Below are 24,671 nucleotides of genomic sequence, written 5' to 3'. Positions count from 1 at the left end.
GTGTTCGAGCGCTGAGCGGGCCGCTGAGCCTACGGTCCGGGCATGGACCGTCCGCCGCTCAGCCCGCCGCGCGGGCTCACCAGCCGCTCGTTCGTCGCCGTGGTCGTCTTCGCCGTCGCGGTCGTGCCCGGGTGGACACTCGGCGACCTGGCCGAGCGGTGGTCCGGCAACGGATTGCTGGACTGGCTGGTCACCTGCGCCTGGTCGGCGATGGCGGTGGCCGTCCTGGCCCGGCACGCGTCCTACCGGCGGCGGGACGCCTGGCTGGGGCTGGTGCCGCTGGTCGGCTGGTACCTGATCGCGTTGATGGCGTGGCGGGTGGCCCTGCTGCCGTACCGGGACTGGGAGCCGCGGGCCGACGAGATGTGGCGGGCGCGGTGGCTCACCGGCGAGATGGTCGGCTACTGGCGGACCGACCTGCCGCCGGAACCCCGGCCGCGCCGGCGGGTCAGAGCAACCGGCTGATCGCCGCCACCCGGTCGCCGGCCCAGGCCACCACCCAGCCGCCGCCCTTGCGGGTCTTGTACTGATCCGAGTCGTCGGTGCCGGCCAGGGCGGCGAGCAGGTGCGGCATCACCTTGCCCTGGCTGCAGATCGCCGTCACCGGGCCGCCGCGCAACTGGGCCAGCCGGGCCAGGCCCTCCTGGACCCGGGCAGGCACGTCGTCCTTCTCGGCCGGCTCGGCGAACGCGTTGTCGGTGACGATCGGCAGGTCGAGCTTGGCCGCCAGCGGCTCCAGGGTCTGCTTGCACCGCAACGGCGTGGCCGCGACCAGCCGCCGCGGCGCGAAGTGGGTGAGCACCTCGGCGATCCGGGCCGCCTCGCCCTCGCCCTGCTCGTCGATCGGCCGCAGCGCGTCGTTGCCGTGCCACTTCTTGCGTTCGCCGGCGTGCGCGTGCCGGACGATCAGCGCGACGCCGGTGACCTCGGCCGTGTTGACGGCGTGGGCCAGCAGGTCGCGGTCGGCCGGATAGGTCAGCCGGGCGGCCGCCGCCTCCGGTGCCAGCCACTCGACCGCGTCCACCTCGTCCGGGTCGGCGATCGGAAGGACCGGGTCGTCGGTGGCCCGCATCAGCCAGAACTCCACGTGCTTGTCCCGGCCGTCGGGCAGCGGGTATGTCACATCGGGCAGTTTGAGCACGGGCTCACCGCGTACCCCGGTCTCCTCGACGACCTCGCGCACCGCGGCCGTGAGAGGCAGCTCGTCGGTCTCGAGCTTGCCCTTGGGGAGCGTCCAGTCGTCATAGGCCGGGCGGTGCACCAGACACACCTGGGAGTCCCGGAGGAGCACCGCGCCGGCCGCGCGAACCACGTCAGTCACGGTCAGGCTGTTTTCCCGATCACCCGGCGGAGTAACGCCTCCTGCAGGTGGATGTGCGGTTCGGTGGGGTTGGTCGGACGGCGGTGCCAGGTGCCGTCGCCGGCCAGGTCCCACCCCTCGCTGTCGTCGGCCATGGCCAGTTCGAGGACGCCGCGCAGGTCGTCCTGTGCGGACGGCAGCGTGACCTTGACCAGGGCCTCGACGCGGCGGTCGAGGTTGCGGTGCATCAGGTCGGCCGAGCCGATCCAGTATTCGGCGTCGTCGCCGATGCCGAACCGGAACACCCGCGAGTGCTCCAGGAACCGGCCGACGATCGAGCGGACCCGGATGTTGTCGGAGAGGCCGGGCACGCCGGGGCGCAGCGCGCACATGCCGCGGATGATCAGGTCGACCCGCACGCCGTCCTGCGAGGCGCGGTAGAGGGCGTCGATGCTCTCCTCGTCGACCAGCGAGTTGACCTTGAACTGGACCAGGGCCGGGCCGCCGTCCCGGGCGACGCGGGCCTGCTCCTCGATGCGTTCGATCAGTCCTTTGCGTACGCCGTGCGGCGCCACCAGCAGCCGCCGGAACGCGGTCTGCCGGCTGTATCCGGTGAGCACGTTGAACAGGTCGGTGACGTCGGCCCCGACCTCGGGGTCGGCCGTCAGCATGCCGAAGTCCTCGTACAGCCGCGCGGTCTTGGGGTGGTAGTTGCCCGTACCGATGTGGCAGTAGCGCTTGATCTGGTTGCCCTCCTGCCGGACCACCAGCGCCGTCTTGCAGTGCGTCTTGAGCCCGACCAGGCCGTAGACCACGTGGCAGCCGGCCCGTTCCAGGGTGCGCGCCCAGGCGATGTTGGCGACCTCGTCGAACCGGGCCTTGACCTCGACCAGCACCACCACCTGCTTGCCGGCGGCGGCCGCGTCGACCAGCGCGTCGACGATCGGGGAGTCGCCCGAGGTGCGGTAGAGCGTCTGCTTGATGGCCAGCACGTTGGGGTCGGCGGCGGCCTGCTCGATGAAGCGCTGGACGCTGGTCGAGAACGAGTGGTAGGGGTGGTGGACCAGGATGTCGCACTCGCGCAGCCGGTTGAAGACGCTGCGCGGCACCTCGCCGTCGGCCAGCTGCGGGTGGGTGGCCGGGACGAACGGGCGATCCTTGAGATCGTCGCGGTCGCACTCGCCGAAGACCTGCCACAGCGCCGACAGGTCGAGCAGGCCGGGCACCCGGAGCACGTCGTTGCCGTCCATGTCGAGCTCGCGCTGCAGCAGGTCGAGCACGTGGTCGCTGATCGAGGCGGCCACCTCGAGCCGCACCGGCGGCCCGAATCGGCGCTGGGCCAGCTCGCGTTCGAGGGCCTGCAGCAGATCTTCGTCGCGGTCCTCGTCGACCTCGACCTCAGCGTTGCGGGTGACCCGGAACAGGTGCCACTCGAGCACCTGCATGCCGGAGAAGAGCTGGTCGAGGTGGACCGCGATGAGTTCCTCGACGGGCAGGAAGCGGGCGCCGCGACTGTCGTTCTGCACGGTCACGAACCGCGGCACGTTGTTGGGCACCTTGACCCGGGCGAACAACTCGGCGCTGCCGTCGGCCGGGTCACGCAGGACTACGGCGAGGTTCAACGACCGGCTGGAGATGTACGGGAACGGATGCGCCGGGTCGACCGCCAGCGGAGTGAGTACGGGGAAGATCTGTTCCCGGAAGTAGGTGCGTAGCCGTTCCCGCTCGGGCGCGTCCAGCTCGGTCCAGCGGACCAGCTCGATGCCCTCGGCCGAGAGTTTGGGCCGGACCTCCTCGGCGAAGCAGGCGGCGTGCCGGGTGACCAGGTCGGCGGCCCGCTCGGTGATCATTTCGAGCTGCATCCGGAGCGATACCCGGTCACCGCCGCGCATGGGCAGGCCGGCGGTCAGCCGCCGCTTCAGCCCGGCCACCCGGACCATGTAGAACTCGTCCAGGTTGCCGGCGAAGATGGCCAGGAACTTGGCCCGCTCGAGCAGCGGGGTCTCGGGGTCCTCGGCCAGGGCGAGCACCCGGGCGTTGAAGTCGAGCCAGGACAGCTCCCGGTTGAGGAAGCGGTCCTCGGGCAGTTCGTAGGTCTCGGTGGTGGCCTGGGTCACGGGCGCCTCCTCGAAGGTGGGGCGGGGGAGGAAGCGGCCATTCGGTCCCCGCCGCGGGGGCACGGGGGGTCCTGGTGTCCGGGGCGGGCTTTGCATCGCTCCATCATCACCCGTTTGTGGTTAACGGGGAATGAACAGCCTCAAGATCAATTTGGGTCGATCCCGGGTATCGAGACGCTGGTCACCCCTCCTATGACGGTCGACTCGATCACCACCCGCTGGCCCAGCCGGAGCAGGCGCAAACCGGACGCGGCGAACGCCTCCGGGCCGAACTCCAGCTCAGTGCCGTCATCGAGCAGCAATGTCCCGGTATGCGCATCCGGATCGAAACCGGAGATCGTGCCCTGCATGCCTTGAAGCTACCGCCCGTCAGGCCGCGGGGAGGCAGGAAGAGGTGAGTCCGAGATCACGCAGCAGGTCGCAGGTGTGCGGCCCGGCCCCGAGCGTCAGCACGGCCCGGAGATCGTCGGCGGTGTCCACGTCCTGCCGGAGCCCAGGCCAGTCGCCGGTCAGCGCGGCCGCGCCCGACGCCGCGTGCGCCGCCGCCGATCCCGGGCCGAACCGAGGGTCGAGATCCCATTCCCGGCGTACGCCCAGCAGCACCGTCCCGGTGCCGGCCGCGTCGGCCACGAACCCCCGGCGCTCGATCGACCGCAGCGCCTCACCCAGCTCGGCCGGCCGCAGCGCCGGCAGGTCACCCTGCAGGGCGACCCGGTCGCGGCCCCGCCCCGCGACCACGTCGGCGCCGAACCGGAAGGCCGCGTTCAACCCGGCCCCGGGCTCGTCCGGCACCGGACGCGCGCCCAGCCCCCGGGCGATCTCGGCGGCCGCCGGGTCATCGGTCACCACCAACAGCTCGGTCACCTCGGCGCAGGTCAGCACCGCGGCGGTCGTGTCGGCCAGCATGGCCAGGGCCAGGTCCTGGTGCCGGGCGGCGGGCACCGCGCCGCGCAGCCGGGTCTTGGCCAGATCCAGTCGTTTGACCGGGATCACCGCGGTCCACGAGTCGCTCACCCCACCATCCTGCCGCGCCCTTTGCTCTGAGCACAGATACGCATCGCCGTCCCCTCCCCGCCGCGGCGCCTTTGCTCTGAGCGCAGATGCGCGTCGTCGCCCGCTTCCTGCCGTGGCGCCTTTGCTCTGAGCACAGATACGCATCGCCGTCCCCTCCCCGCCGCGGCGCCTTTGCTCTGAGCGCAGATGCGCGTCGTCGTCCCCTCCCCGCCGTGGCGCCTTTGCTCTGAGCGCAGATGCGCGTCGTCGCCCGCTTCCGGCCGTGGCGCCTTTGCTCTGAGCACAAATACTCATCACGCTCCCTCCCCACCGCCGGCCCTTTGCTCTGAGCACAAATACGCATCGCAGCTCAGTGGCTGAGCCTTCCCGACCGCGACGCCGGGGTGATGCATATGTGTGCTCAGAGCAAAGGCGGGCGGCGGGTGGTCGGGCACAGGTGTGCATCATCGGGCGGGGGCCGCCTGGTTTGGCGGGGCGGGAGCAGGCATGATTTCGTCCCAGACGACCGGAGCGGCGCTCACCGCACCGGCACACAGGCGTCCGGTGCAGCGGGGCAGAGGCAGGAGGGGTCGTGGCGATCCGCAGGCTGGGGTTCTGGCGGCGGCTGGCGGTGGTCATCGTGCTGCCGATGCTCAAGGTGATGACCAAGCGCACCTGGCACGGCCAGGCCAACCTGCCCACCTCCGGCGGGGTGATCCTGGTCGCCAACCACGCCTCGCACTTCGACCCGCTGGTCGTCTCGCACTTTCTCTACGACATCGGCCGCTGGCCGCGCTTCCTGGCCAAAGCCAGCCTGTGGAAGGTGCCGGTGCTCGGCCCGTTCCTGGTGAAGGTCAAGCAGGTCCCGGTCGAACGCGGCAGTGTGGAGGCGGTGAAGAGCCTGGACGCGCTGCTCGCCGCGCTGGCCGACGAGGGCACGGTGGTGATCTACCCGGAGGGCACCACGTCCAAGGAACCCGACCTGTGGCCGATGCGCGGCAAGACCGGCGCCGCCCGGCTCGCGCTGCGTACCGACACGCCGGTGATTCCGCTGGCCCAGTGGGGTGCGTACCAAATCTACGACTCGCGGACCAAGAAGATCTCACTGCGGCCGCGGCGTACGGTCAGCGCGATCGCCGGGCCGCCGCTCGACCTGAGCAAGTGGCGCGGGCAGGAGCCGACCAAGCAGGTGCTCGACGAGATCACCGAGCACATCATGCTGACCATCCGCGATCTGCTGAGCCAGATCCGCGAGGGTGACGCGCCGCCGCTGTACCAGCCGTCCGCCCGCCGTCCGGTCGCGCCGGCGACCGAGCCTCCGCCCTCGGCCGGTTCAGGGGCCGCGACCGAGTCCGCGGCCCCGGCCGGTACGAAAACCACGACCGAACCGCCGGCGGTGGCCGAATGACCCGCGCCGCGATGATCGGGGCCGGGGCGTGGGGCACCGCGTTCGCCAAGATCCTGGCCGACGGCGGGGCCGATGTGACCATGTGGGCGCGCCGCGAGCCGGTCGCCGCAGCCATCCGCGAGCAGCACGTCAACGAGGGCTCGTTGCCCGGCGTCCGGCTGCCCGACCGGGTCACCGCGACCAGCGACCTGGCCAGTGCGGTGACCGGCGCCGATATGGTGTTCCTGGCCGTGCCGTCGCAGACGTTGCGCGGCAACCTGGCCGACTGGGCGCCGCACCTGCCCGCCGACGCCACCCTCATCTCCCTGATGAAGGGCATCGAGCTGGGCACGACCAAGCGGATGAGCCAGGTGATAGTCGAGACGGCCAAGGTCGACCCGCGGCGGGTGGTGGTCGTGTCCGGGCCCAACCTGGCCCCCGAGATCGCCGCCGAGCAGCCCGCCGCCACGGTCGTGGCCGGCACCGACCCCGACCGGGCGCAGCTCGTGCAGCACGCCGTCGCGCTGCCGTACCTGCGGCCGTACACCAGTGACGACGTGATCGGCTGCGAGATCGGTGGCGCCGTCAAGAACGTGATCGCGCTGGCGTACGGCATGGCCTCGGCGATGGGAATGGGCGACAACACCAAGGCGTCGCTGATCACCCGCGGGCTGGCCGAGACGACCCGGCTGGGCGTGGCGCTGGGCGCCGACCCGATGACCTTCGCCGGGCTGGCGGGGCTGGGCGACCTGGTCGCCACCTGCTCGTCGCCGCTGTCCCGCAACCACACGTTCGGCGAGCACCTCGGCCGCGGCGAGTCGCTCGAGCAGGCGCAGAAGGCGACCCGGCAGACCGCCGAGGGCGTGAAGAGCTGCCTGGCCATCCGCGACCTGGCCCGGGCGCACGCGGTCGAGATGCCGATCACCGAGCAGGTCGAGCGGGTCTGCCACGAGGGCGTGGACCCCCGGGTGGCGGTCAAGCTGCTGATGGGCCGGGAGATGAAGCCGGAATGACAGGCGACGGCACCCGCGTGGTGCACGCCGGGCTGCCCGCGCCGGCGCCGGGGGAGCCCTTCCTGCCCGGTCCGGTGTTCGCGGCGCCCTACCACCTCGACCCCGAGAAAGGCCCGGCCGAGAACGGTTACGGCCGACCGGACAACCCGACCCGGCGCCACCTGGAGGACGCGATCGGGTCGCTGGAGGGCGGCCGGGTGCGGGCCTTCGGGTCCGGGCAGGCGGCGATCACCGCGCTGCTGCTGAGCGTGCTGCGGAGCGGCGACACCGTCGCGCTGCCCGCCGACGGATACTTCGCGGTCCGGGCGTTCGCCGAGGGGACACTGCGTGAGCTGGGTGTCAGCACGATCCTGGTGCCGACCGCCGGTCCCTATCCGGCCTTTACCGGCGTACGCCTGGTGTTGATCGAGACCCCGGCCAACCCCGGCCTGGACGTGTGCGACGTGCGGGCCATGGCCGAGGCCGCGCACGCCGCCGGCGCCCTGCTCGCGGTCGACAACACCACCGCGACACCGCTCGGGCAGCGGCCGCTGGAGCTCGGGGCCGACCTGGTCGCCGCCTCCGGCACCAAGGCGCTGACCGGGCACTCCGACGTCCTGCTGGGCTACGTCGCCACCAACGACGAGCAGCTGCTGGACAAGGTCACCACCTGGCGGGCACAGACCGGGGGCATCCCCGGCGCCTTCGACTGCTGGCTCGCCCACCGCTCGCTGGCCACGCTCGATCTGCGACTGGCCCGGCAGACGGCCAACGCCGCCGCGGTCGCGGAGATGCTGCTCCGGCGGCCGGACGTGACCGGCGTGCGCTGGCCCGGGCTGCCCACCGACCCGTCGTTCCGGATCGCCTCGGAGCAGATGCGCCGGATCCCGGGGGTGGTCTCCTTCGACCTGGGCAGCGCGTCCCGGGTTGCCGATATCCTCACGTCCGCGAAGCTGGTGTTCGCCGCCACCTCGTTCGGCGGGGTGCACACCACGGCCGACCGCCGGGCGCAGTGGGGAGACGACACCGCCGAGGGGTTCGTCCGGTTGTCCTGTGGGATCGAGGACACTGAGGACCTGCTCGCAGACCTCACCGCCGCACTCGACGCCTAGGAGGCTCAACCGGTGTTCAAACGTGTCGCCATCGTCAACCGCGGAGAGGCCGCGATGCGGCTCATCCACGCCGTCCGGGATCTGTCCGCCGAGACCGGGACGCGGATCGAGACGGTGGCGCTCTACACCGACGAGGACAGCAGCGCCACGTTCGTCCGCGAGGCCGACGTCGCGCATCCGCTGGGCCCGGCGTCCGCCCGTCCCTACCTGAACCACGACCTCCTCGAGCGCGCCCTGCTCGACGTGGGTGCCGACGCGGCCTGGGTCGGCTGGGGCTTTGTGGCCGAGGACCCCAACTTCGCCGAGTTGTGCGCGCGGATCGGCGTCACCTTCGTCGGCCCGAGCGCCGAGGCGATGCGCAAGCTCGGGGACAAGATCGGCTCGAAGCTGATCGCCGAGGAGGTCGGGGTCCCGGTCGCGCCGTGGAGCCGGGGCGAGGTGGCGACCCTGGAGGACGCGCTGCGGGCGGGCGACGAGATCGGCTACCCGCTGATGCTCAAGGCGACCGCCGGTGGTGGCGGCCGGGGCATCCGGCGCGTCGACACCGCGGCCGACCTGACCGACGCGTACGAGCGCACCAGCCAGGAGGCGCTGCGCGCGTTCGGCTCCGGCGTGGTCTTCCTGGAGCGTCTGGTCACCGGGGCCCGGCACGTCGAGGTGCAGGTCATCGCCGACGGGCAGGGCACGGCGTGGGCGCTCGGCGTCCGCGACTGCTCGGTTCAGCGCCGCAACCAGAAGGTCATCGAGGAGTCGTCCTCGGTCGTCATGACGGCCGAGCAGGCGGCCGAGCTCAAGGCGTCGGCGGTCCGGCTGGCCCTCGCGGTCGGCTACCGCGGCGCCGGCACCGTCGAGTTCCTCTTCCACCCGGGCCAGGGCCTCTTCGCGTTCCTCGAGGTCAACACCCGCCTGCAGGTCGAGCACCCGATCACCGAGATCACCACCGGCACCGACCTGGTCCGGCTGCAGCTGCACGTGGCCGCGGGCGGCCGGCTGGAGGGCCCGCAACCGCCCGAGAGCGGGCACGCGGTCGAGGCCCGGCTCAACGCCGAGGACCCGGACCGGGACTTCGCGCCGTCGCCCGGCCGCATCGCCCGGCTGGTGCTGCCGGCTGGTCCCGGCGTCCGGGTCGACACCGGGGTGAGCGAGGGCGACTCGATTCCGGCCGCGTTCGACTCGATGATCGCGAAGATCATCGCGTACGGCCGGGACCGTGACGAGGCCCTCGGTCGCCTCCGCCGGGCGATGGCCGAGACCATTGTGATCATCGAGGGCGGCGCCACCAACAAGAGCTTCGTGCTCGACCTGCTGGCCCAGCCCGAGGTGATCGACGGCAGCGCCGACACCGGCTGGATCGACCGCGTCCGGGCTGAAGGCCGGCTGGTCAGCCACCGGCACTCCGCAGTCGCGCTGGCCGCCGCCGCGATCGAGGCCTACCAGGACGAGGAGGAGGTCAGCCGGCAGCGTCTGCTGGCCACCGCGCACGGCGGCCGCCCGCAGGTCCGGCACGACAGTGGCCGGCCGCTCGACCTCAAGCTGCGCGGCGCGTCGTACCGGGTCCGGGTCTCCCGGGTCGGTCCGAAGCGGTTCCGGGTCGCCATCGCGGTCGGCGCCGACCTGCACCGGGCCGACGTCGAGCTGGAGCAGTACGACGAGCACCTGGGCCGGATCCTGGTCAACGGCCACCGGTTCCGGCTGGTCACCGCCACCCACGGCCCGACCCATCTGGTCGAGGTGGACGGCGTCACCCACCGGGTCAGCCGGGACGAGGGCGGCGTCGTCCGCTCACCCGCCCCCGCCCTGGTCGTCGCCACCCCGGTGGCGGTCGGCGACGAGGTCGACGCCGGCGCTCCCGTCCTCGTGCTGGAGAGCATGAAGATGGAGAACGTCCTGCGGGCGCCGTTCCACGCCCGGGTCCGCGAGCTGCCGGTGTCGGTCGGCAGCCAGGTCGAGACCGGTGCGCCGGTGCTGCGGCTGGAACCGCTGGGCGACGCGGTCGAGGAGGCGGCGAGTTCCTCGGCCGGCTCGATCGACCTGCCCGCGGCCGAGGGCGGTGAGCCCACCGCCGACCGTAGCCTGGAGGATCTGCGCAGCCTGCTGCTCGGTTTTGACGTCGAGCCGGACGACCGCAAGCGGCTGCTGGCCGGCTACCTGTCCGCCCGCGGCGGCCGCGTCTCGCCCGGCGAGGCCGACCTGATGACCGTGTTCGCCGACCTGCTCGAGCTGAGCCGCAACAAGCCGGGCGGCGACATCGAGCTGGAACCGGGCAGCCCGGTGCACAGCCCGCGCGAATACTTCCACAGCTATCTGCAGAGCCTCGACGTCGAGCGGGCCGGCGTACCGGAGACGTTCCAGGCACGGCTGCAGCGGGTGCTCGGCCACTACGGCGTCACCGCCCTCGACCGTACGCCCGAGCTGGAGTCGGCGGTCTTCCGCATCTTCCTGGCCCAGCAGCGCATGACCGCCGACGTCGAGGTGGTGTCCGGCCTGCTCCGGCAATGGATCGCGGGGCCACCGCCGTTCGACGACGCCCTGCTGGAACGGGCCGGGCTCGGCCTCGAACACCTCGTCGAGGCCACCCAGATCCGCTTCCCGGCGGTGTCCGACCTGGCCCGCGGGGTGGTGTTCCGCTGGTTCGCCCAGCCGCTGCTGCGGCGCAACCGGGCCAAGGTGTACGCGGCCATCCGCGACGACCTGCGCCACCTCGACCGCAACCCGGACGCCCCGGACCGCGCCGAGCGGATCCAGGCCATGGTCGCCTCGTCGGAGCCTCTGGTCCGGCTGATCGGCCAGCGGATCGGCCGGCCCGGCCGCGACCCCGCCCCGCTGCTCGAGGTGGTGACCCGCCGCTACTACGGCAACCGCTCGCTCTCCGAGATCACCACCCGAGAGGTCGGCGGCTGCCGGTTCGTCACGGCCCAGCACACCGCCCCCGACCGGGTGACGCGGATGGTCACGACGGCCGTGGACATCGCCGCACTGCCGGCCGCGGTCGCCGCCGTCTTCGAGGTCGCGCGGGGTGTGCCGGACCGCGGGCTGGTCGCCGACCTGTACGTGGCCTGGGACAGCCAGCCCGAGGACGTCGACGAGCTGGCCCGGCGGCTGGGGGACTACCTCGCGGCCGAGCCATTGCCGGCCGGGGTACGCCGGATCACCACCACGATCGCCGGCACCAGCGGCGTGATGCACCACCACTTCACCTTCCGCCCCGACAACGACGGCGGCGCACTGGTGGAGGACCGGCTGATCCGGGGCCTGCACCCGGCCATCGCCCGGCGGCTGCAGTTGCAGCGCCTGCGCGAGTTCCACCTGACCCGGCTGCCCTCGGTCGACGAGGAGATCTACCTCTTCAAGGCGGTGGCGCACAGCAACCCGGCCGACGAGCGGCTGATCGCGATGGGCCAGGTCCGTGACCTGACGCCGCTGCGCGAGGCCGACGGCCGGCTGGTGGCCCTGCCCGCGGTCGAGGACGCGATCACCGCCGGCCTCGACGCGATCCGCAACATCCAGGCGCAGCGGCCGCAGAACAAGCGCTTCGACACCAACCGGATCATGATGTACGTCTGGCCGTCCACCGAGCTCACCCCCGAGGAGCTCAACGCACTGGTGCAGCGCATCCTGCCGACCACGGCCGGCGCCGGGCTGGACGAGGTCCAGTTCCTGGCCCGGCAGCGCGGCTCGTCCGGGGAGCTGACCGAGGTCGCCGTGACGATCACCATCGAGCCCGGTCGGGGCGCCCGGGTCAGCGTGGACAAGCCGACCGACGAGCCGGTGCGGCCGCTCGACGACTACCGGCAGAAGGTGCTGCGGGCGGCGCGGCGGGGCAACGCCTACCCGTACGAGATCACCGGCATGCTCGGCCGTTTCGCCGAGTACGACCTTGACGAGAGCGGCGTCCTGACGCCGGTGGACCGGCCGGCCGGGCGGAACAAGGCCGCGATCGTGGCCGGTGTGGTCACCACGCCGACCGCCCGGTACCCCGAGGGCGTGACCCGGGTGGTGTTGCTCGGCGACCCGACCAAGGCGCTGGGCGCGCTGTCCGAGCCGGAGTGTGCCCGGGTCATCGCCGCGCTCGACCTGGCCGAGCGGATGGGCGTACCCCTGGAATGGTTCGCCCTGTCGGCGGGGGCCCGCATCTCGATGTCCTCGGGCACCGAGAACATGGACTGGGTGGCCGCCGCGCTCAAGCGGATCGTCACGTTCACCCAGGCCGGTGGCGAGATCAACATCGTGGTCGCGGGCATCAACGTCGGCGCCCAGCCGTACTGGAACGCCGAGGCCACCATGCTCATGCACACCAAGGGCATCCTGGTCATGACCCCCGACTCGGCGATGGTGCTGACCGGCAAGCAGTCGCTGGACTTCTCGGGCGGCGTCTCGGCCGAGGACAACTACGGCATCGGCGGGTACGACCGCGTGATGGGCCCGAACGGGCAGGCGCAATACTGGGCGCCCGACCTGATCTCGGCCCGCGACGTGCTGATGGCGCACTACGACCACACGTACGTCGTGCCGGGCGAGTCCGGGCCGCGCCGGGCCGGCACCAACGACCCGGCCGACCGGGACGTCTCGGATTACCCGCACACCTTCGCCGGCAGCGACTTCACCACGGTCGGGCAGATCTTCGCGGCGACCCACAACCCGGACCGGAAAAAGGCCTTCGACATCCGTACGGTGATGCGCGCTCTCGCCGACCAGGACCACGCGGTGCTGGAGCGCTGGGCCGGCATGGCCGACGCCGACACGTCGGTCGTGCAGGACGCGCACATCGGTGGCTGGCCGGTCTGCCTGATCGGGATCGAGTCCCGGTCGGTGTCGCGGCGGGGCTTCCCGCCCACCGACGGACCGGACACGTACACCGCGGGCACGCTGTTCCCGCGCTCGTCGAAGAAGACGGCACGGGCGATCAACGCCGCCTCCGGCAACCGGCCGCTGGTGGTGCTGGCGAATCTGTCCGGTTTCGACGGATCGCCCGAGTCGATGCGCAAGCTGCAGCTGGAGTACGGCGCCGAGATCGGCCGGGCGATCGTCAACTTCGAGGGCCCGATCGTGTTCACCGTGATCTCGCGCTATCACGGCGGCGCGTTCGTGGTGTTCTCCAAGGCGCTGAATCCGAACATGACCGTGCTGGCGCTGGAGGGCTCGTTCGCCTCGGTACTGGGCGGCGCGCCCGCGGCGGCGGTGGTCTTCTCCGGCGAGGTCAACAACCGCACCACCAATGACCCGCGGGTGGCCGACCTGGTCTCCCGGGTGGCCGCGGCCAGCGGGGCCGACCGTGCGGCGCTGAACGTCGAACTGGCCGAGGTGCGGTCGGCGGTCCGGTCCGAGAAGCTGGGTGAGGTGGCGGCCGAGTTCGACCGGGTGCACAGCATCCAGCGGGCGGTCGAGGTCGGTTCGGTCGACGCGATCATCAGCGCGGTCGAGCTGCGGCCGCGCATCATCGAGGCGATCGAGCACGGCCTGAAGCGCTGAAACCGCAGTGGTAGCCCAGGGCGCCGTCACGCGCTCCGACACCGCCGAAAGGCTCGGTGGTAGCCGACGGCGCTATGGGCGGGGCGGATGCCGCGTTGGGCTACCACTGATGGTTTCGATTTCGGCGGCGAGGTCTTCGACCGGGCGGCGGGCGTCCAGTTCGATGCTGGCGCCGGCCCGCAGCAGCGGCTCGACGGCGGCGTGGTCGGCGGCGATCCGGGCCCGCTGCTCCGGCGTACGGCCGAACGGGTTGGTGGTGCGGGCCCCAACCCGTTCCAGCAGGACGTCGAGCGGCGCGCTGAGCAGGACCACGGCGGCGAAGCGGGGATAGAAGACGCCCTGGTTCGGTACGCAGCCGCTGACGAAATCCGGGCCGGTGCCGAGGAGCGCGCCGACGCGTTCCTCGTCCCAGACCTGACCGTCGGCGGTTTCCACGGCATAGCCGCCGTAGTCGGTGTCGACCACCCGATGGCCGCGCCGGCCCAGCTCGGCCAGGACGGTCGACTTGCCGGTGCCCGACATCCCGGTGATCAGGATGGTCACAGTGGCGCGAACGACCCGTCCGGGCGCGGTGGCAGGTCGTGCACGGCGACCACCGCGGCGGTCGGGATCGGGCCGTACACGTGTGGGAACAGCCGGCCGTCGGGGTCCGGCGGGTCACCGTCCTCCCACACCGGCGGCTTCGGCAGCCGCGTCTCGTCGATCTCCAGGACCACCAGGTCGGGCTGGCCGCGGGCGCGCAGGGTGGCCGGCACGTGCACGTGATCGCGTGGCGAGCAGTGGATGAACCCCTGCGTGGACAGCGTCTCGTTGATGTAGAGCTCGGCGTCGGACGAATAATCCGAACGCCGGCAGAAGTGGTAGATCAACCCTTCTCCAGGAACTCGGCTCTCTCCTCGTCGACCAGGGCGGCTACCGAGGCGGCCAGCGCGGGGTAGCGCGACAGCATCGGGTCGTCCTCGACGAGTGAAGCGGCCTCGGCGCGCGCCTCCTTGATGAGCTTCTCGTCCCGCAGCAGCGACAGCAAGCGCAGATGTGAATGCTTTCCGGATTGCGAGGCGCCGAGCACGTCACCCTCGCGGCGCTGTTCCAGGTCGATCTCGGAGAGCCTGAAGCCGTCGGTGGTGGACGCCACCGCCTCCAGGCGCTCGCGGGCCGGCGTACCCTCGGCCGCCTCGCTGACCAACAGGCAGACGGCGGCGGCGGAACCCCGGCCGACCCGGCCGCGCAGCTGGTGCAGCTGGGAGACGCCGAATCGGTCGGCGTCCATGATGATCATGACGGTGGAGTTGGGCACGTCCACGCCGACCTCGATGACCGTGGTCGACACCAGCACGTCGAGAGCCCCGGCGGCGAACGCGCGCATCACCGCGTCCTTCTCGTCGGCCGGCAGCTTCCCGTGCAAAATGGCTATCCGCAGGCCCTTCAGCGGGCCTTCCTCCAGGGCCGGCGCGACGTCCATCACGGCCAAGGGCGGCCGTCGCGCCGCCTCGCCGTCCGCAGCCCCGCCACCGTCCCGGTCGGGACTGAAGGCCGAGTCTGAAGGCGGCTCCCCGTCCTCGTCCGAGCCGGCCTCGCCGATCCGAGGGCACACCACGTACGCCTGATGGCCGGCCTTGACCTCCTCGCGCAGCCGCTTCCAGGCCCGGTCGAGGAACTGCGGCTTCTCCAGGGCGGGCACGACGTGCGAGGCGATCGGCGAACGACCCCGCGGCAACTGCGACAGCACCGACGTCTCGAGGTCGCCGTAGACAGTCATGGCCACCGTGCGCGGGATCGGCGTGGCCGTCATCACCAGCACGTGCGGCGGCTGGGCGGCCTTGGCCCGCAACGCGTCCCGCTGCTCGACGCCGAAGCGGTGCTGCTCGTCGACCACGACCAGCCCGAGATCGGAGAAGTCGACCCCCTCGTACAGCAGCGCGTGGGTGCCGACGACGATGCCGGCGGTGCCGTCCGCGACCTTGGCCAGCGCCGCCCGCCGCGCCTTGGCCCCCTGCGAGCCGGTCACCAGGGTCACCTGGGTGCCGGCCGGGTCGCCGTCGATCTCACCGGCCCGGCCGAGCGGGCCGAGCTGGGCGCTGATTCCGCGAAAGTGCTGGGTGGCCAGCACCTCGGTCGGGGCGAGCAGAGCGGCCTGGCCACCGGCGTCGACGACCTGGAGCATCGCGCGTACCGAAACCAAGGTCTTGCCCGAACCGACCTCGCCCTGCAGCAGCCGGTGCATCGGGTGCGGCCGGGCCAGGTCGGCCGCGATCTCCTCGCCCACGTCGCGCTGGCCCTCGGTCAGCTCGTAGGGAAGCGCCGCGTCGAACTTGGCCAGCAGCCCGCTCTCGGCACGGGGTCGCGCGATTGCCGGGGCGGCGGCCGCGTTGGCCTTGCGCTGCACCAGAGTCAGCTGTACGGCGAAAGCCTCGTCCCACTTGAGCCGATATTTCGCCCGGTACAGATCCTCCTGCGAGCTGGGCCGGTGAATCTCGTGCAGCGCCCTACCGATGCCGATCAGGTTGTGGCCGGCCCGGGTGGTGGCCGGCAGCGGATCGTCCGGTGGCTGGAACGTGTCGAGCAGGGTCCGCACGCATTTCGAGATCACCCAGGTCGGCACCGCGGCCGCCGCCGGATAGACCGGGATCAACGCGCCCGCGAACTCCTCGATCTCCTCGGCCGCCTCGTCCTCGGTCGCGTCCGCGCTGAGCAGTTGGTAGGCCGGGCCGTTGAGCTGCCGCTTGCCCCGGAAGTCGGTCACCTTGCCGGCGAACAACCCCCATCGTCCGGTACGCAGCTCGCGCTGCCGCCACGCCTGATTGAAGAACGTGCAGGTGAGCGTGGCGCCGGACCCGTCCCCGATGGTCACCTCGAGCATGTTGCCGCGCCGCGCCCGCATCGGCTTGACGTTGACCGCGCGCACCTGAGCCAGCAACGTCACCTGCTCGCCGACCTCGAGCCGGCGCATGTCGGTGTGCTCGCCCCGCTCGTCGTAACGCCGCGGGAAGTGGTAGATCAGGTCGCCCGCGGTGTGCAGGTCGAGATGGTCGGCCAGGGCCTTGGCGGTCTTGCCACCGAGCACCTGCTCCAGCGGCGTCGTGGTCGTGGTGGCGGTCGTCGTCTCGCTCACTCGACTCCTACCAGTAGGTGGTATCGCGGCTGCCCGCCGCTGAACGTCTGCACCTCGGCGAACGGCCACTGGCGTCCGATGTGGGCGGTCAGGGTCTCGTGCAGCCCGTCCGGTACGCCGGCACCGAGCACGAGCGTGACCAGCTCACCGCCGCCGCCGAGCATCCGGTCGGCCAGCCGGCAGGCCACCGTGGGCAGATCGTCGCCGATGATGTGCACCTCCCCGTCGACCAGCCCGAGCAGGTCACCCGGCCGGCAGCGTCCCGCGACGGTCAACGATTCACGCTGGGCCGTGCACACCTCGCCGTACCGGCAGGCGCCCGCCGCCTCGGCCATGGCGATCACGTCGTCGGCGAACGACCGCCCCGCGTCCCGCACCGCCAGCGCGGCCAGCGCCTGCACCGGTGATCGGGTCGGCACCACGCTGACCCGCAGCCCCGCCCCGGCCGCTTCCTTGGCCGCCGCCGTCGCCACGGCCAGCGTGTTGGCGTCGTTGGGCAGCAGCACGACCCGGCCCGCGCCGGTGTCCTGAATAGCGGCCAGCATCTCCGCCGTGGACGGGTTCCGGTCGACGACCACCGCGCCCTCGGCCCCGAAGAGCGCGGTCAGCCCTTCCCCGGCCGCGACCACCACGGCGCCGCGCGCACTGCGGGCCGGGGCGTCGTCGTCCCGCCGCCGAGGCTCCTCCGACCCCTCGTGCAGCGAGTCATGCTCGTGTCCCTCGTGTCCCTCGTGTCCCTCGTGTCCCTCGTGTCCCTCGTGCCCCTCGTGCGGCGAGTCATGCTCGCGACGGTCGCCGCGCCGATCCTCCAGCCGCGTCACCCCGATCCGGTGCGGGCGCCCGGCCTCGACCCCCGCCTCGACGGCCGCGCCGACCGCCTCGACCGGCACGTGGACGTGCACGTTCCAGGTCGGCGGCTCACCGTCCCCGGTGCCGACCACCACCAGCGAGTCCCCGAGCCCACCCAGCCGCCCGCGCAGCACTTCGACCGCCTCGACGCTCGCGTCCAACAGGTACTGCACCTCGTACCCCACCGAATCGCCCGCACGATCCTCGGCCGTGCCGCCTGTTTCCGGCGTCTCGCGGCGCGTGTCGGGGCCGCTCTTGTGATCCTCGGCCGAGCCTTTCAACCCACCCTGGGGCCCTTCCTCGCTCACCTTGAGGGCCGATCGATCGGGTGGTCCCAGCGCCTCGACGAGAGCGTCGAGCAGGAGCACGAGACCACGCCCGCCGGCGTCGACCACCCCGGCCCGGGCCAGGACCGGCAACTGCTGTGGGGTGCGGGCCAGCGCCTCGGCCGCCGCTCGGGCCGCGGCGCGGGCCACCGCGCGTACATCATCGGACTTGAGCCGGCCCGCCGCCTCGGCCGCCGCCGCGACCACCGACAGGACCGTGCCCTCGACCGGCCGGGCCACCGCCGCGTAGGCCGCCTCGGACGCCGTCCGCAGCGCGGTCGCCAGCTCGGCCCCGCGCACCGCCACCGCCGTCGCGAACGAGTCGGCCATGCCCCGGAAGATCTGCGACACGATCACGCCCGAATTGCCCCGGGCGCCGAGCAGCGCCCCACGGGCCATCCGGCGCATCGCCCGCCCCAGCGGCGTCCCGCTCTCGGCGGCATCCGGAGTCGTGGCGTCGGCCGACGACAGGGCCTCGGCCGCCGAGGTCAGCGTGAGAACGAGATTGGTGCCCGTGTCACCGTCGGGCACGGGATAGACGTTGAGCTCGTCGATCTCGTGCTGGTGGGCCCGCAGCGCGGCGAGACCGCCACCGCACCAGCGGTGGACGGCCGCGTCGTCCAACGTTTCCAGCACGCTCCGACCTTACTGGGGACGACCGACAATCCCGCCCGACGTGAACCCGATTGGCTCCTTCGGCGAACCATCAGGTACCGTGGTCGGGTTGCCTGTGGGCGGTTCAGCCCTGGGCGCTTCAAGGTTTTCGATTCAGATCTCAGGAGTATTCCCGTGGCTAGCGTGTGTGACGTCTGTGGCAAGGGGCCCGGCTTCGGCCACAACGTGTCCCACTCGCACCGGCGGACCAACCGCCGCTGGAACCCGAACATCCAGTCGGTACGCACCCCGGCCGGTGGCGGCACGACCAAGAAGCTGCAGGTCTGCACCTCGTGCATCAAGGCCGGCAAGGTCGTTCGCGCCTAATCGCGTACCGGCCCGTTCCGGGCCCTCAAGTGTGTTGATCAGCAGGCCCCGGCACCCCGGGGTCTGCTGAGGCATTTCCGCCGGCCCTGGTCAAGCGAGTCATTTCGCCGGCCGGCCCCGCGCCGCTGCGGCCGTCCTCGGCACCGGTGAACCCGTAGGCCTCGACGCCGACGTGCTCCGTGGCGCCGGCTGCTCTCAGGCGAGCCGTTCCGCCGTCGGCCGTGGTCAGGCGTCCCGGAAAACGGCGCCGGTCTCCAACGGCAGTGCGTACGACAGCACGCCCGGCTGCCCCCGATAGAACCCGAAGTCGTCGATCCGGGCATATCCCGCCGACTCGTAGAGGCCGATCGCCTCCGGCTGCTTGTCGCCGGTCTCCAGGATCACCCGGCGCAGCCCGGCCGCCCGGGCCGACTCCTCGATCGCCGCCAGCAGCATGCGGGCGATGCCCCGGCCCCGCGCCGCCCTGATCGTGAACATGCGCTTGAGCTCGGCGTCCGTACCGTGGCGACGCCAGCCGGCGCACCCGACCAGCCGGTCGCCGTCGGCCGCGGCGAAGAACCGGCCGGCCGGCGGGTCGAAGTCGGTCAGCGCCACCGGTGTGTCGTCGCCGCTGCCGCCGTACCGCTGGCCCATCTCGGTCAACGCCTGCTCGACCAGCGCCTGCACCCGCGGATCGGCGAAGCCGATCTCACGCACCACGATCTCACTCACGAGACCCGAGACTAGCTCTTATCTGAAGTGGTCCCACCCGGTGCCACCGGTCCACGGAGTGCGGTCGACGGTCACCCCGGTGCCCTCGTGCACGGTGCCGATCTTCTGGAAACCCGGAGGTAGCGCGGCCTCGGGCGGGAAGGTCGCGGCCAGCGCGTGGTCGTCCCCGCCGGTCAGGATCCAGAGGTACGGGTCGACGCCGAGCGCGCTGGCCGCGTCGCGCATCTGATCGGGCACGGTGAACGCCTCCCGCCGCACGTCGACGCCCACGACGCTGCCGGTGGCGATGTGCCCGAGATCCTGCAGCAGCCCGTCCGACACGTCGATCATCGCGGTGGCGCCGGCCTGGGCCGCCGCCGCGCCGGCCGCGTACGGAACCTCGGGCCGCCGGTACGCCTCGACGAAGATCTTCGGGGTGCGGAAGCCGCGGGACAGGATGGCGTACCCGGCGGCGGCGTACCCGGTCCGGCCGGCCAGCGCGAGCACGTCGCCCGGCTGCGCCCCCGTCCGGGTCACCGGCGCCCGCCCGCCCAGGTCGCCGAGCGCGGTCACCGCGATGGTCAGCGGCCCGGCCGAGACGTCGCCGCCGACCACGCTCGCGCCCACCTTGGCCGCCTCGGCCGACAGCCCACCGGCCAGTTCCTCCGGCCACGAGATCTCCAGATCGGTGGGTACGACCAGCGCCACCAGCAACGCGGTCGGGGTGGCACCCATCGCCGCGATGTCGGCCAGGTTCGCCCCGGCCGCCCGGTGACCCACATCGGCCGCCGTGCACCAGTCCCGGCGGAAGTGCCGGCCCTCGACGAGCACGTCGGTGCTCGCCGCCACCCGGCCGTCCGGCGCGGCGACCAGGGCGGCGTCGTCCCCGGGCCCGAGCAGGGTGGCCGGTCCGTCGTCGAGGCGCGCGACGATCCGCGCGATGAGCCCGAACTCGCCGGCCTCGGCGATGCTCACGTGGTTTCCCCCTTTGTGGTGGCCACCTCATGGTGGCGGCCCGCTGCTGAGCACTTCCGTACGGTAGTTTCACGTTCGGGTCGAACCGTCGGATAGGAGTCAGTCGTGGTCCAGGCATACATCCTCATCCAGACGGAGGTCGGAAAGGCCCGTGACGTGGCCGCCGCGATCGACAAAATCGCCGGAGTGGTCCGCGTCGACGCGGTCACCGGCCCCTACGACGTGGTGGTGCTGACCGAGGCACACACGGTCGACGAGCTCGGTCGGCTGATTGTGAGCAAAGTCCAGTACGTACCGGGCATCACGCGGACCCTCACCTGCAGCGTGGTAAACCTCTGAGCATGGTCGACCTGGAGACGCGTACCCCCGTGCAACCCGACCCGGGCAATCGCCGGGCCGCGCTCTGGGCCGCCGTGGTCGCGATCCCGGTCGCGGTCGTCGTCGGGGTGGTGTTCTTCCTCGCGGTCCGACCCGGCCCGGCGGCGAACCCGGACGCCACTCCCAGCACTCCGGTGGCCGTCCCGTCCACGCCTGTGCGGATGGCCGCGCCCCAGCTCGACGCGCGCGCGGCGCAGGTCTGTCTCGCGGTTACCTCGCAGCTGCCGAACGCGGTGCGCGATCTGCCGGCGCGCAAGGTGAGTGCCGGGCTCGAGCAGAACGCGGCGTACGGCGAGCCGCCCCTGACCGTCGCCTGCGGTGTCGCCCAGCCCCAGATGTGCCCGACCACCGGCACCGGTCCCGCGGGTTGTGTGCCGCTCACCGCCGACCTGCTGATCATGGACAGGGTCTGCTGGTACGGCCGGTCCGGCGCCGGCGGTGCGGTTTTCACCACGATGGACCGTGAGGTGGCCGTGCAGGTGACGGTTCCGGCCGGCCTGCAGAACCCGGCCCAGTGGGCCAACGAGTTCTCCGACACCGTGGTCGAGACGGTCAAGTCCCGCACCGAAGGCGTCCCCTCCGGCTGCGGCCCCTGACCCGCCCTTCTCCCCAGTGACAGCCCCGGCCGCAGTCCGGGCTTCCGGCGGTGGCCCTGGGCGGTGTCCCGGCTTCAGCCGTAGCCCCTGGGGCTTCAGCAGTAGTCCCCGTGCGGTGCCCGGCAGTCCCTGGGCGGTGTCTGGGCTTAGCGGTAGTCCCCGTGCGGTGCCTGGGCTTTAGCAGTAGTCCCTGGGTGGTGTCCCGGGCTTAAGTGGTAGCCCTGGACCGGTGTCCGGGCCTCGGACGCCGCCCAGGGCTATCACCTTTCCGGCCGGTCAGGATGCGTTCTCGACGCCGAACGCCTGTGGCAGCACTCCCGTGTCCCACAGCCGGTCGAGGTGCGCCAGGAAGCCGCTGAGCGTGCGTTCCAGCTCTCGCCGCTCGGGGGCCGGCAGCGTCGCCAGCGGATCGGTGAAGACCAGGCCGGCCGGCAGCGCCGAGCGGGTCCCGACAAACTTGCGGCAGCCCGTGCACCACACGTAGGAGACCAGGGTGGGCCGGCGCGCGCTCGACGGCGTCGTCAGGTACGCCCGGACGGCCCGCGCCCCGCACGACGGGCAGTCGCGCTCACCGGGATCGGCCACGAACGCGGTCCCCTGAGTGAGCGCGGCCACCTCAGCACCATCGAAGCTGTTCCACTCCATGGCCGTCACCGTATGCCCGTACCAGATCAAGCCCGATCACCGACCCGCGGACCCTCCGCCTCGCCCCGGCACCCGTCGACCGGTGAACCGCCCGGCCGCGATGGTGCCCGGCCGCGATGGTGCCCGGCCGCGATGGCGCTCGGCCGCGATGGCGCCCGGCCGCGATGGCGCCCGGCCGCGATGGCGCCCGGCCGCGATGGCGCTATGGCGCTCGGCTCCAAAGCGGCGCGATGGCGCCCAGCTCCAAAGCGGCGCGATGGCGCCCGGCGGCAAAGCGAAGAGCGCGCCGACCGGATGGTCGACGCGCTCTCAGCCGGAGCTAGTTGGTGTTACGCGGTGAACTTGATCTTCCGGCGACGAGCCATGAAGAACAGAGCCGCACCGATCAGCAGCACACCACCGGCGACACCGGCGATGGTGCTCGCGTTCGCACCGGTCAGAGCCAGCACGTCACCGCCACCGGAACCAGCGGCCGCGCAGTCGTCCGGCTTGGTGTAGGCGATCGTGGTGGTCTCCTTGACCTCCTTGGCGCCCACCGTGACGGTGAAGCCCGGCTTGGCGGAGAACTTCGTGGTCTTCTTCTCGCCCGGCTTGACGGTCAGCGTGCGCTTCTCGCCCTTGCTGGTCTCGAGGAGCAGCGTGATCTTGATGCCGTTCTTCGGGTTGTCCAGGCCGACGGTCATCGTGTCGCAGTCGAACTCGACGATCGGGGTCGGCTCGCCCGGGGTGGCGGCGGGCGTGGCCGGCTTCTCCGGCTTGGTGGGCGTGTCGGCCGGCGGGTTGTCCGTGTCGCCCGGGGGCGTCTCCGGAGTCTCCTTGCAGCCCGCGATCTTCGTCACGGTCCGGTCGAGGACGCTCTCCCAGTAGTTCTGGGTGCCGGGGGTGCCCCAGTAGACCTTGGCGTGGAAGTGAGCCTCGCCGACCTTGTTGCTGAAGGTCTGCACCTCGGAGATCGACTGCTCGGGAGCAATCTTGTTGATGCCGTTGGCGATCGTGGTGAGCGTGCTGCCGCCCTCGATGGTCGACAGGTCGGCGATCGTGGCCGACAGGCCACCGGTCTGGTGGGTGTTGATCGTCCACTTGACCTGCCAGCCGCCATTGTCGGCGCACTGGGTGGCGACGTCGAGTTCACCCCAGTGGGCGCTGGCCGGCGTGGTGAGAGCGAAGGCGCCGGTCAAACCGATGAACGCACCGGCGACCGCGGCCACTGTGCGGCGCAGGGGGGACTTGAGCAGGTTCACGCGTTGCTCCTGTGCTCCTGTTGTGGGATGCGGGGGTACGAGTGGAGGCACGCGGCGAAGGCCTGAGAACGTGAGAGCCTTGCGACGACGCCTCCCCAACGTCGTCGGGCAGTCGACCGAAGTCGCCTGCAACAGGCAGTGACCATAGCGACTGCAGTGAATTTGCGAAACCGATGAAGGCGGCTTAATCCTGTCGTTGTCAATCCGAGATCTTCGCTGTACCGAGAGGCATTCTGTCGATTCGCTGAGTAGGGTTCGGGGGTCGCGGAATTCACCCGCCCGGCGACTCTGGGAGCCTGGTGCAGTAGCGTCAATCCGTGCTAATAGGAGCGCAATGACCAGGATCATCGCCGGCGCGCACGGCGGGCGGCGGCTGTCCGCGCCACCCGGTTCGCAGACCCGGCCGACGTCCGATCGGGTACGTGAGGCGTTGTTCAGCTCGCTCGATTCGCTGACCGATCTGGACGGTGCCCGGTTCGTTGATCTCTATGCCGGTTCCGGGGCCGTCGGACTCGAAGCATTGTCACGCGGAGCTACATTCGCGCTTCTGGTCGAATCGGACGCCAAGGCCGCGCGGGTGATCCGCGACAACGTGGTTGCTCTGCGTGCCGGCGCGGCGGCCCGGCTCATCGCCGGAAAGGTGGCCACGGTGCTCGCCGCCCCGCCCGAGGGCGGTCCGTTCGACGTGGTTTTCGCCGATCCGCCGTACGCCCTGGCCGACGGCGAGCTGACCGAAATGCAACACCTGCTGGTGGACAACGGGTGGCTGGCACCGGACGCGGTGACGGTGATCGAGCGTTCCACTCGCGCGGTGCCCCGGGGAGAGGATCTGAGCTGGGTGGATGGCATCACACCGGAACGCAGCAAGAGGTACGGCGAGACCACCCTTTGGTACGGTCGCCGATCATGAGACGCGCGGTGTGCCCGGGTTCCTTCGATCCGGTGACCAACGGCCACCTGGACATCGTCGGCCGGTCCAGCCGGATCTTCGACGAGGTGATCATCGGAGTGCTGATCAACCAGCACAAGACCGGTCTGTTCACCATCGAGGAGCGGATCGACATGCTCCGTGAGGTGACCGCGTCCTACGGGAACGTCCGGGTCGAGTCGTTCCGGGGGCTGCTGGTCGATTTCTGCCGTACACAGGAAGCGGCAGTGGTCGTGAAAGGCCTTCGGGCGGTCAGTGACTTCGACTACGAGTTGCAGATGGCGCAGATGAACATCGGGTTGTCCGGCGTCGAGACGTTGTTCATGCCGACCAATCCGCAGCATTCATTCCTGTCCTCCAGCCTGGTCAAAGAGGTGGCCAAGTGGGGTGGCGACATCTCCACCTACGTGCCCGACATGGTCGGCGAGCGGCTGGTGACACGCCTGCGCCAGGGCTAGACGCGCCCGTGGTCGTGACCGCTCGGCCCGACGCGCCGGGCACACCCCATCATGGGCGGTGGCCGATTACGCAGTAACGTGATCGCACCACGCTGCGTGGGGCGCGTGACGACAGGAGTGAG

22 protein-coding genes are annotated in these 24,671 nt (G+C 71.5%); 10 read left to right on the top strand and 12 right to left on the bottom strand.

Annotated elements, in window-relative coordinates; translation table 11 throughout:
• Positions 1 to 42: 42 nt before the first annotated feature.
• Positions 43 to 465 (top strand): hypothetical protein, encoded by a 423-nt coding sequence (locus tag ACGFIO_RS00495; protein WP_392820144.1) that lies wholly within the window; start codon positions 43 to 45, stop codon positions 463 to 465.
• Here the strand turns inward: ACGFIO_RS00495 and ACGFIO_RS00490 are convergent.
• The 4 genes from ACGFIO_RS00490 to cofC are packed head-to-tail and all read right to left on the bottom strand — an operon-like array spanning position 449 to position 4,431.
• The gene (locus ACGFIO_RS00490) at positions 449 to 1,321 is read right to left on the bottom strand and encodes an NUDIX domain-containing protein (RefSeq protein WP_392820142.1); all 873 of its coding nucleotides are present in this window, start codon (positions 1,319 to 1,321) and stop codon (positions 449 to 451) included. The two genes, ACGFIO_RS00495 and ACGFIO_RS00490, sit on opposite strands and share 17 nt — an antisense overlap.
• A gap of 2 nt (positions 1,322 to 1,323) precedes the next feature.
• A complete protein-coding gene (locus tag ACGFIO_RS00485; RefSeq protein WP_392820139.1) occupies positions 1,324 to 3,513 on the bottom strand; it encodes an RNA degradosome polyphosphate kinase in 2,190 nt (729 codons plus the stop codon).
• Positions 3,514 to 3,563: 50 nt separating this feature from the next.
• Complete coding sequence (locus ACGFIO_RS00480) at positions 3,564 to 3,767, bottom strand: cold-shock protein (RefSeq protein WP_392820136.1); 204 nt, start codon at positions 3,765 to 3,767, stop codon at positions 3,564 to 3,566.
• Between the two features lie 19 nt (positions 3,768 to 3,786).
• The gene (cofC, locus tag ACGFIO_RS00475; protein ID WP_392820134.1) at positions 3,787 to 4,431 is read right to left on the bottom strand and encodes a 2-phospho-L-lactate guanylyltransferase; all 645 of its coding nucleotides are present in this window, start codon (positions 4,429 to 4,431) and stop codon (positions 3,787 to 3,789) included.
• Positions 4,432 to 5,002: 571 nt separating this feature from the next.
• Between cofC and ACGFIO_RS00470 the strand changes: the two genes are divergently transcribed.
• The 4 genes from ACGFIO_RS00470 to ACGFIO_RS00455 are packed head-to-tail and all read left to right on the top strand — an operon-like array spanning position 5,003 to position 13,370.
• Positions 5,003 to 5,818: a lysophospholipid acyltransferase family protein gene (locus tag ACGFIO_RS00470; protein WP_392820131.1), complete on the top strand. Its 816-nt coding sequence runs from the start codon at positions 5,003 to 5,005 to the stop codon at positions 5,816 to 5,818.
• Positions 5,815 to 6,810: an NAD(P)H-dependent glycerol-3-phosphate dehydrogenase gene (locus ACGFIO_RS00465; protein ID WP_392820128.1), complete on the top strand. Its 996-nt coding sequence runs from the start codon at positions 5,815 to 5,817 to the stop codon at positions 6,808 to 6,810. Before ACGFIO_RS00470 ends, ACGFIO_RS00465 begins: the two co-directional genes overlap by 4 nt.
• On the top strand, positions 6,807 to 7,901 hold the full coding sequence (locus ACGFIO_RS00460; RefSeq protein WP_392820126.1) for a cystathionine gamma-lyase: 1,095 nt from the start codon (positions 6,807 to 6,809) through the stop codon (positions 7,899 to 7,901). The genes ACGFIO_RS00465 and ACGFIO_RS00460 overlap by 4 nt, the downstream gene beginning before the upstream one ends.
• Before the next feature lie 12 nt (positions 7,902 to 7,913).
• Complete coding sequence (locus ACGFIO_RS00455) at positions 7,914 to 13,370, top strand: carboxyl transferase domain-containing protein (protein WP_392820124.1); 5,457 nt, start codon at positions 7,914 to 7,916, stop codon at positions 13,368 to 13,370.
• 72 nt (positions 13,371 to 13,442) lie between these two features.
• Here the strand turns inward: ACGFIO_RS00455 and ACGFIO_RS00450 are convergent, their stop codons facing one another.
• The 4 genes from ACGFIO_RS00450 to ACGFIO_RS00435 are packed head-to-tail and all read right to left on the bottom strand — an operon-like array spanning position 13,443 to position 18,293.
• Positions 13,443 to 13,913: an AAA family ATPase gene (locus ACGFIO_RS00450; protein ID WP_392820122.1), complete on the bottom strand. Its 471-nt coding sequence runs from the start codon at positions 13,911 to 13,913 to the stop codon at positions 13,443 to 13,445.
• Positions 13,910 to 14,239, bottom strand: coding sequence for a DUF952 domain-containing protein (locus ACGFIO_RS00445; protein WP_392820120.1), 330 nt, complete (start codon positions 14,237 to 14,239; stop codon positions 13,910 to 13,912). Before ACGFIO_RS00445 ends, ACGFIO_RS00450 begins: the two co-directional genes overlap by 4 nt.
• Entirely contained in the window at positions 14,236 to 16,482 is a 2,247-nt protein-coding gene (gene recG / locus ACGFIO_RS00440) for an ATP-dependent DNA helicase RecG (RefSeq protein WP_392820119.1), read from the bottom strand. Before recG ends, ACGFIO_RS00445 begins: the two co-directional genes overlap by 4 nt.
• Positions 16,479 to 18,293 carry a DAK2 domain-containing protein gene (locus tag ACGFIO_RS00435; protein WP_392820116.1) on the bottom strand — a complete coding sequence of 605 codons (1,815 nt, stop codon included), beginning with the start codon at positions 18,291 to 18,293 and terminating at the stop codon, positions 16,479 to 16,481. Before ACGFIO_RS00435 ends, recG begins: the two co-directional genes overlap by 4 nt.
• Positions 18,294 to 18,446: 153 nt before the next feature.
• Between ACGFIO_RS00435 and rpmB the strand changes: the two genes are divergently transcribed.
• Entirely contained in the window at positions 18,447 to 18,638 is a 192-nt protein-coding gene (gene rpmB / locus ACGFIO_RS00430; RefSeq protein WP_030436140.1) for a 50S ribosomal protein L28, read from the top strand.
• A gap of 225 nt (positions 18,639 to 18,863) precedes the next feature.
• On the opposite strand, the gene ACGFIO_RS00425 is transcribed toward rpmB, so the two are convergent.
• Entirely contained in the window at positions 18,864 to 19,349 is a 486-nt protein-coding gene (locus ACGFIO_RS00425) for a GNAT family N-acetyltransferase (RefSeq protein WP_392820113.1), read from the bottom strand.
• A gap of 18 nt (positions 19,350 to 19,367) precedes the next feature.
• A complete protein-coding gene (locus ACGFIO_RS00420) occupies positions 19,368 to 20,303 on the bottom strand; it encodes a thiamine-phosphate kinase (RefSeq protein WP_392820110.1) in 936 nt (311 codons plus the stop codon).
• Positions 20,304 to 20,408: 105 nt separating this feature from the next.
• On the opposite strand from ACGFIO_RS00420, the gene ACGFIO_RS00415 reads away from it, so the two are divergent.
• The gene (locus ACGFIO_RS00415; RefSeq protein WP_285682767.1) at positions 20,409 to 20,642 is read left to right on the top strand and encodes an Lrp/AsnC ligand binding domain-containing protein; all 234 of its coding nucleotides are present in this window, start codon (positions 20,409 to 20,411) and stop codon (positions 20,640 to 20,642) included.
• Positions 20,643 to 20,644: 2 nt separating this feature from the next.
• Entirely contained in the window at positions 20,645 to 21,277 is a 633-nt protein-coding gene (locus ACGFIO_RS00410; protein WP_392820108.1) for a DUF3515 family protein, read from the top strand.
• Positions 21,278 to 21,553: 276 nt separating this feature from the next.
• Here ACGFIO_RS00410 and ACGFIO_RS00405 read toward each other — a convergent pair whose 3' ends face one another.
• Both ACGFIO_RS00405 and ACGFIO_RS00400 read right to left on the bottom strand, forming a co-directional pair.
• The gene (locus ACGFIO_RS00405; RefSeq protein WP_392820106.1) at positions 21,554 to 21,922 is read right to left on the bottom strand and encodes a hypothetical protein; all 369 of its coding nucleotides are present in this window, start codon (positions 21,920 to 21,922) and stop codon (positions 21,554 to 21,556) included.
• 329 nt (positions 21,923 to 22,251) lie between these two features.
• A complete protein-coding gene (locus ACGFIO_RS00400; RefSeq protein WP_392820104.1) occupies positions 22,252 to 23,163 on the bottom strand; it encodes an LPXTG cell wall anchor domain-containing protein in 912 nt (303 codons plus the stop codon).
• A gap of 313 nt (positions 23,164 to 23,476) precedes the next feature.
• On the opposite strand from ACGFIO_RS00400, the gene rsmD reads away from it, so the two are divergent.
• Positions 23,477 to 24,073 (top strand): 16S rRNA (guanine(966)-N(2))-methyltransferase RsmD, encoded by a 597-nt coding sequence (rsmD, locus tag ACGFIO_RS00395; protein ID WP_392822504.1) that lies wholly within the window; start codon positions 23,477 to 23,479, stop codon positions 24,071 to 24,073.
• Positions 24,070 to 24,549, top strand: a complete 480-nt coding sequence (gene coaD / locus ACGFIO_RS00390) for a pantetheine-phosphate adenylyltransferase (RefSeq protein ID WP_392820101.1) — start codon at positions 24,070 to 24,072, stop codon at positions 24,547 to 24,549. The genes rsmD and coaD overlap by 4 nt, the downstream gene beginning before the upstream one ends.
• Positions 24,550 to 24,671 lie beyond the last annotated feature (122 nt).

Origin of the sequence: Actinoplanes sp. NPDC049265 (assembly GCF_043197135.1) — a bacterium.
Lineage (GTDB): Bacteria > Actinomycetota > Actinomycetes > Mycobacteriales > Micromonosporaceae > Actinoplanes.
The sequence above is the reverse complement of the archived record's forward strand: the minus strand, read 5'-3'. Positions and strand labels throughout refer to the sequence as shown.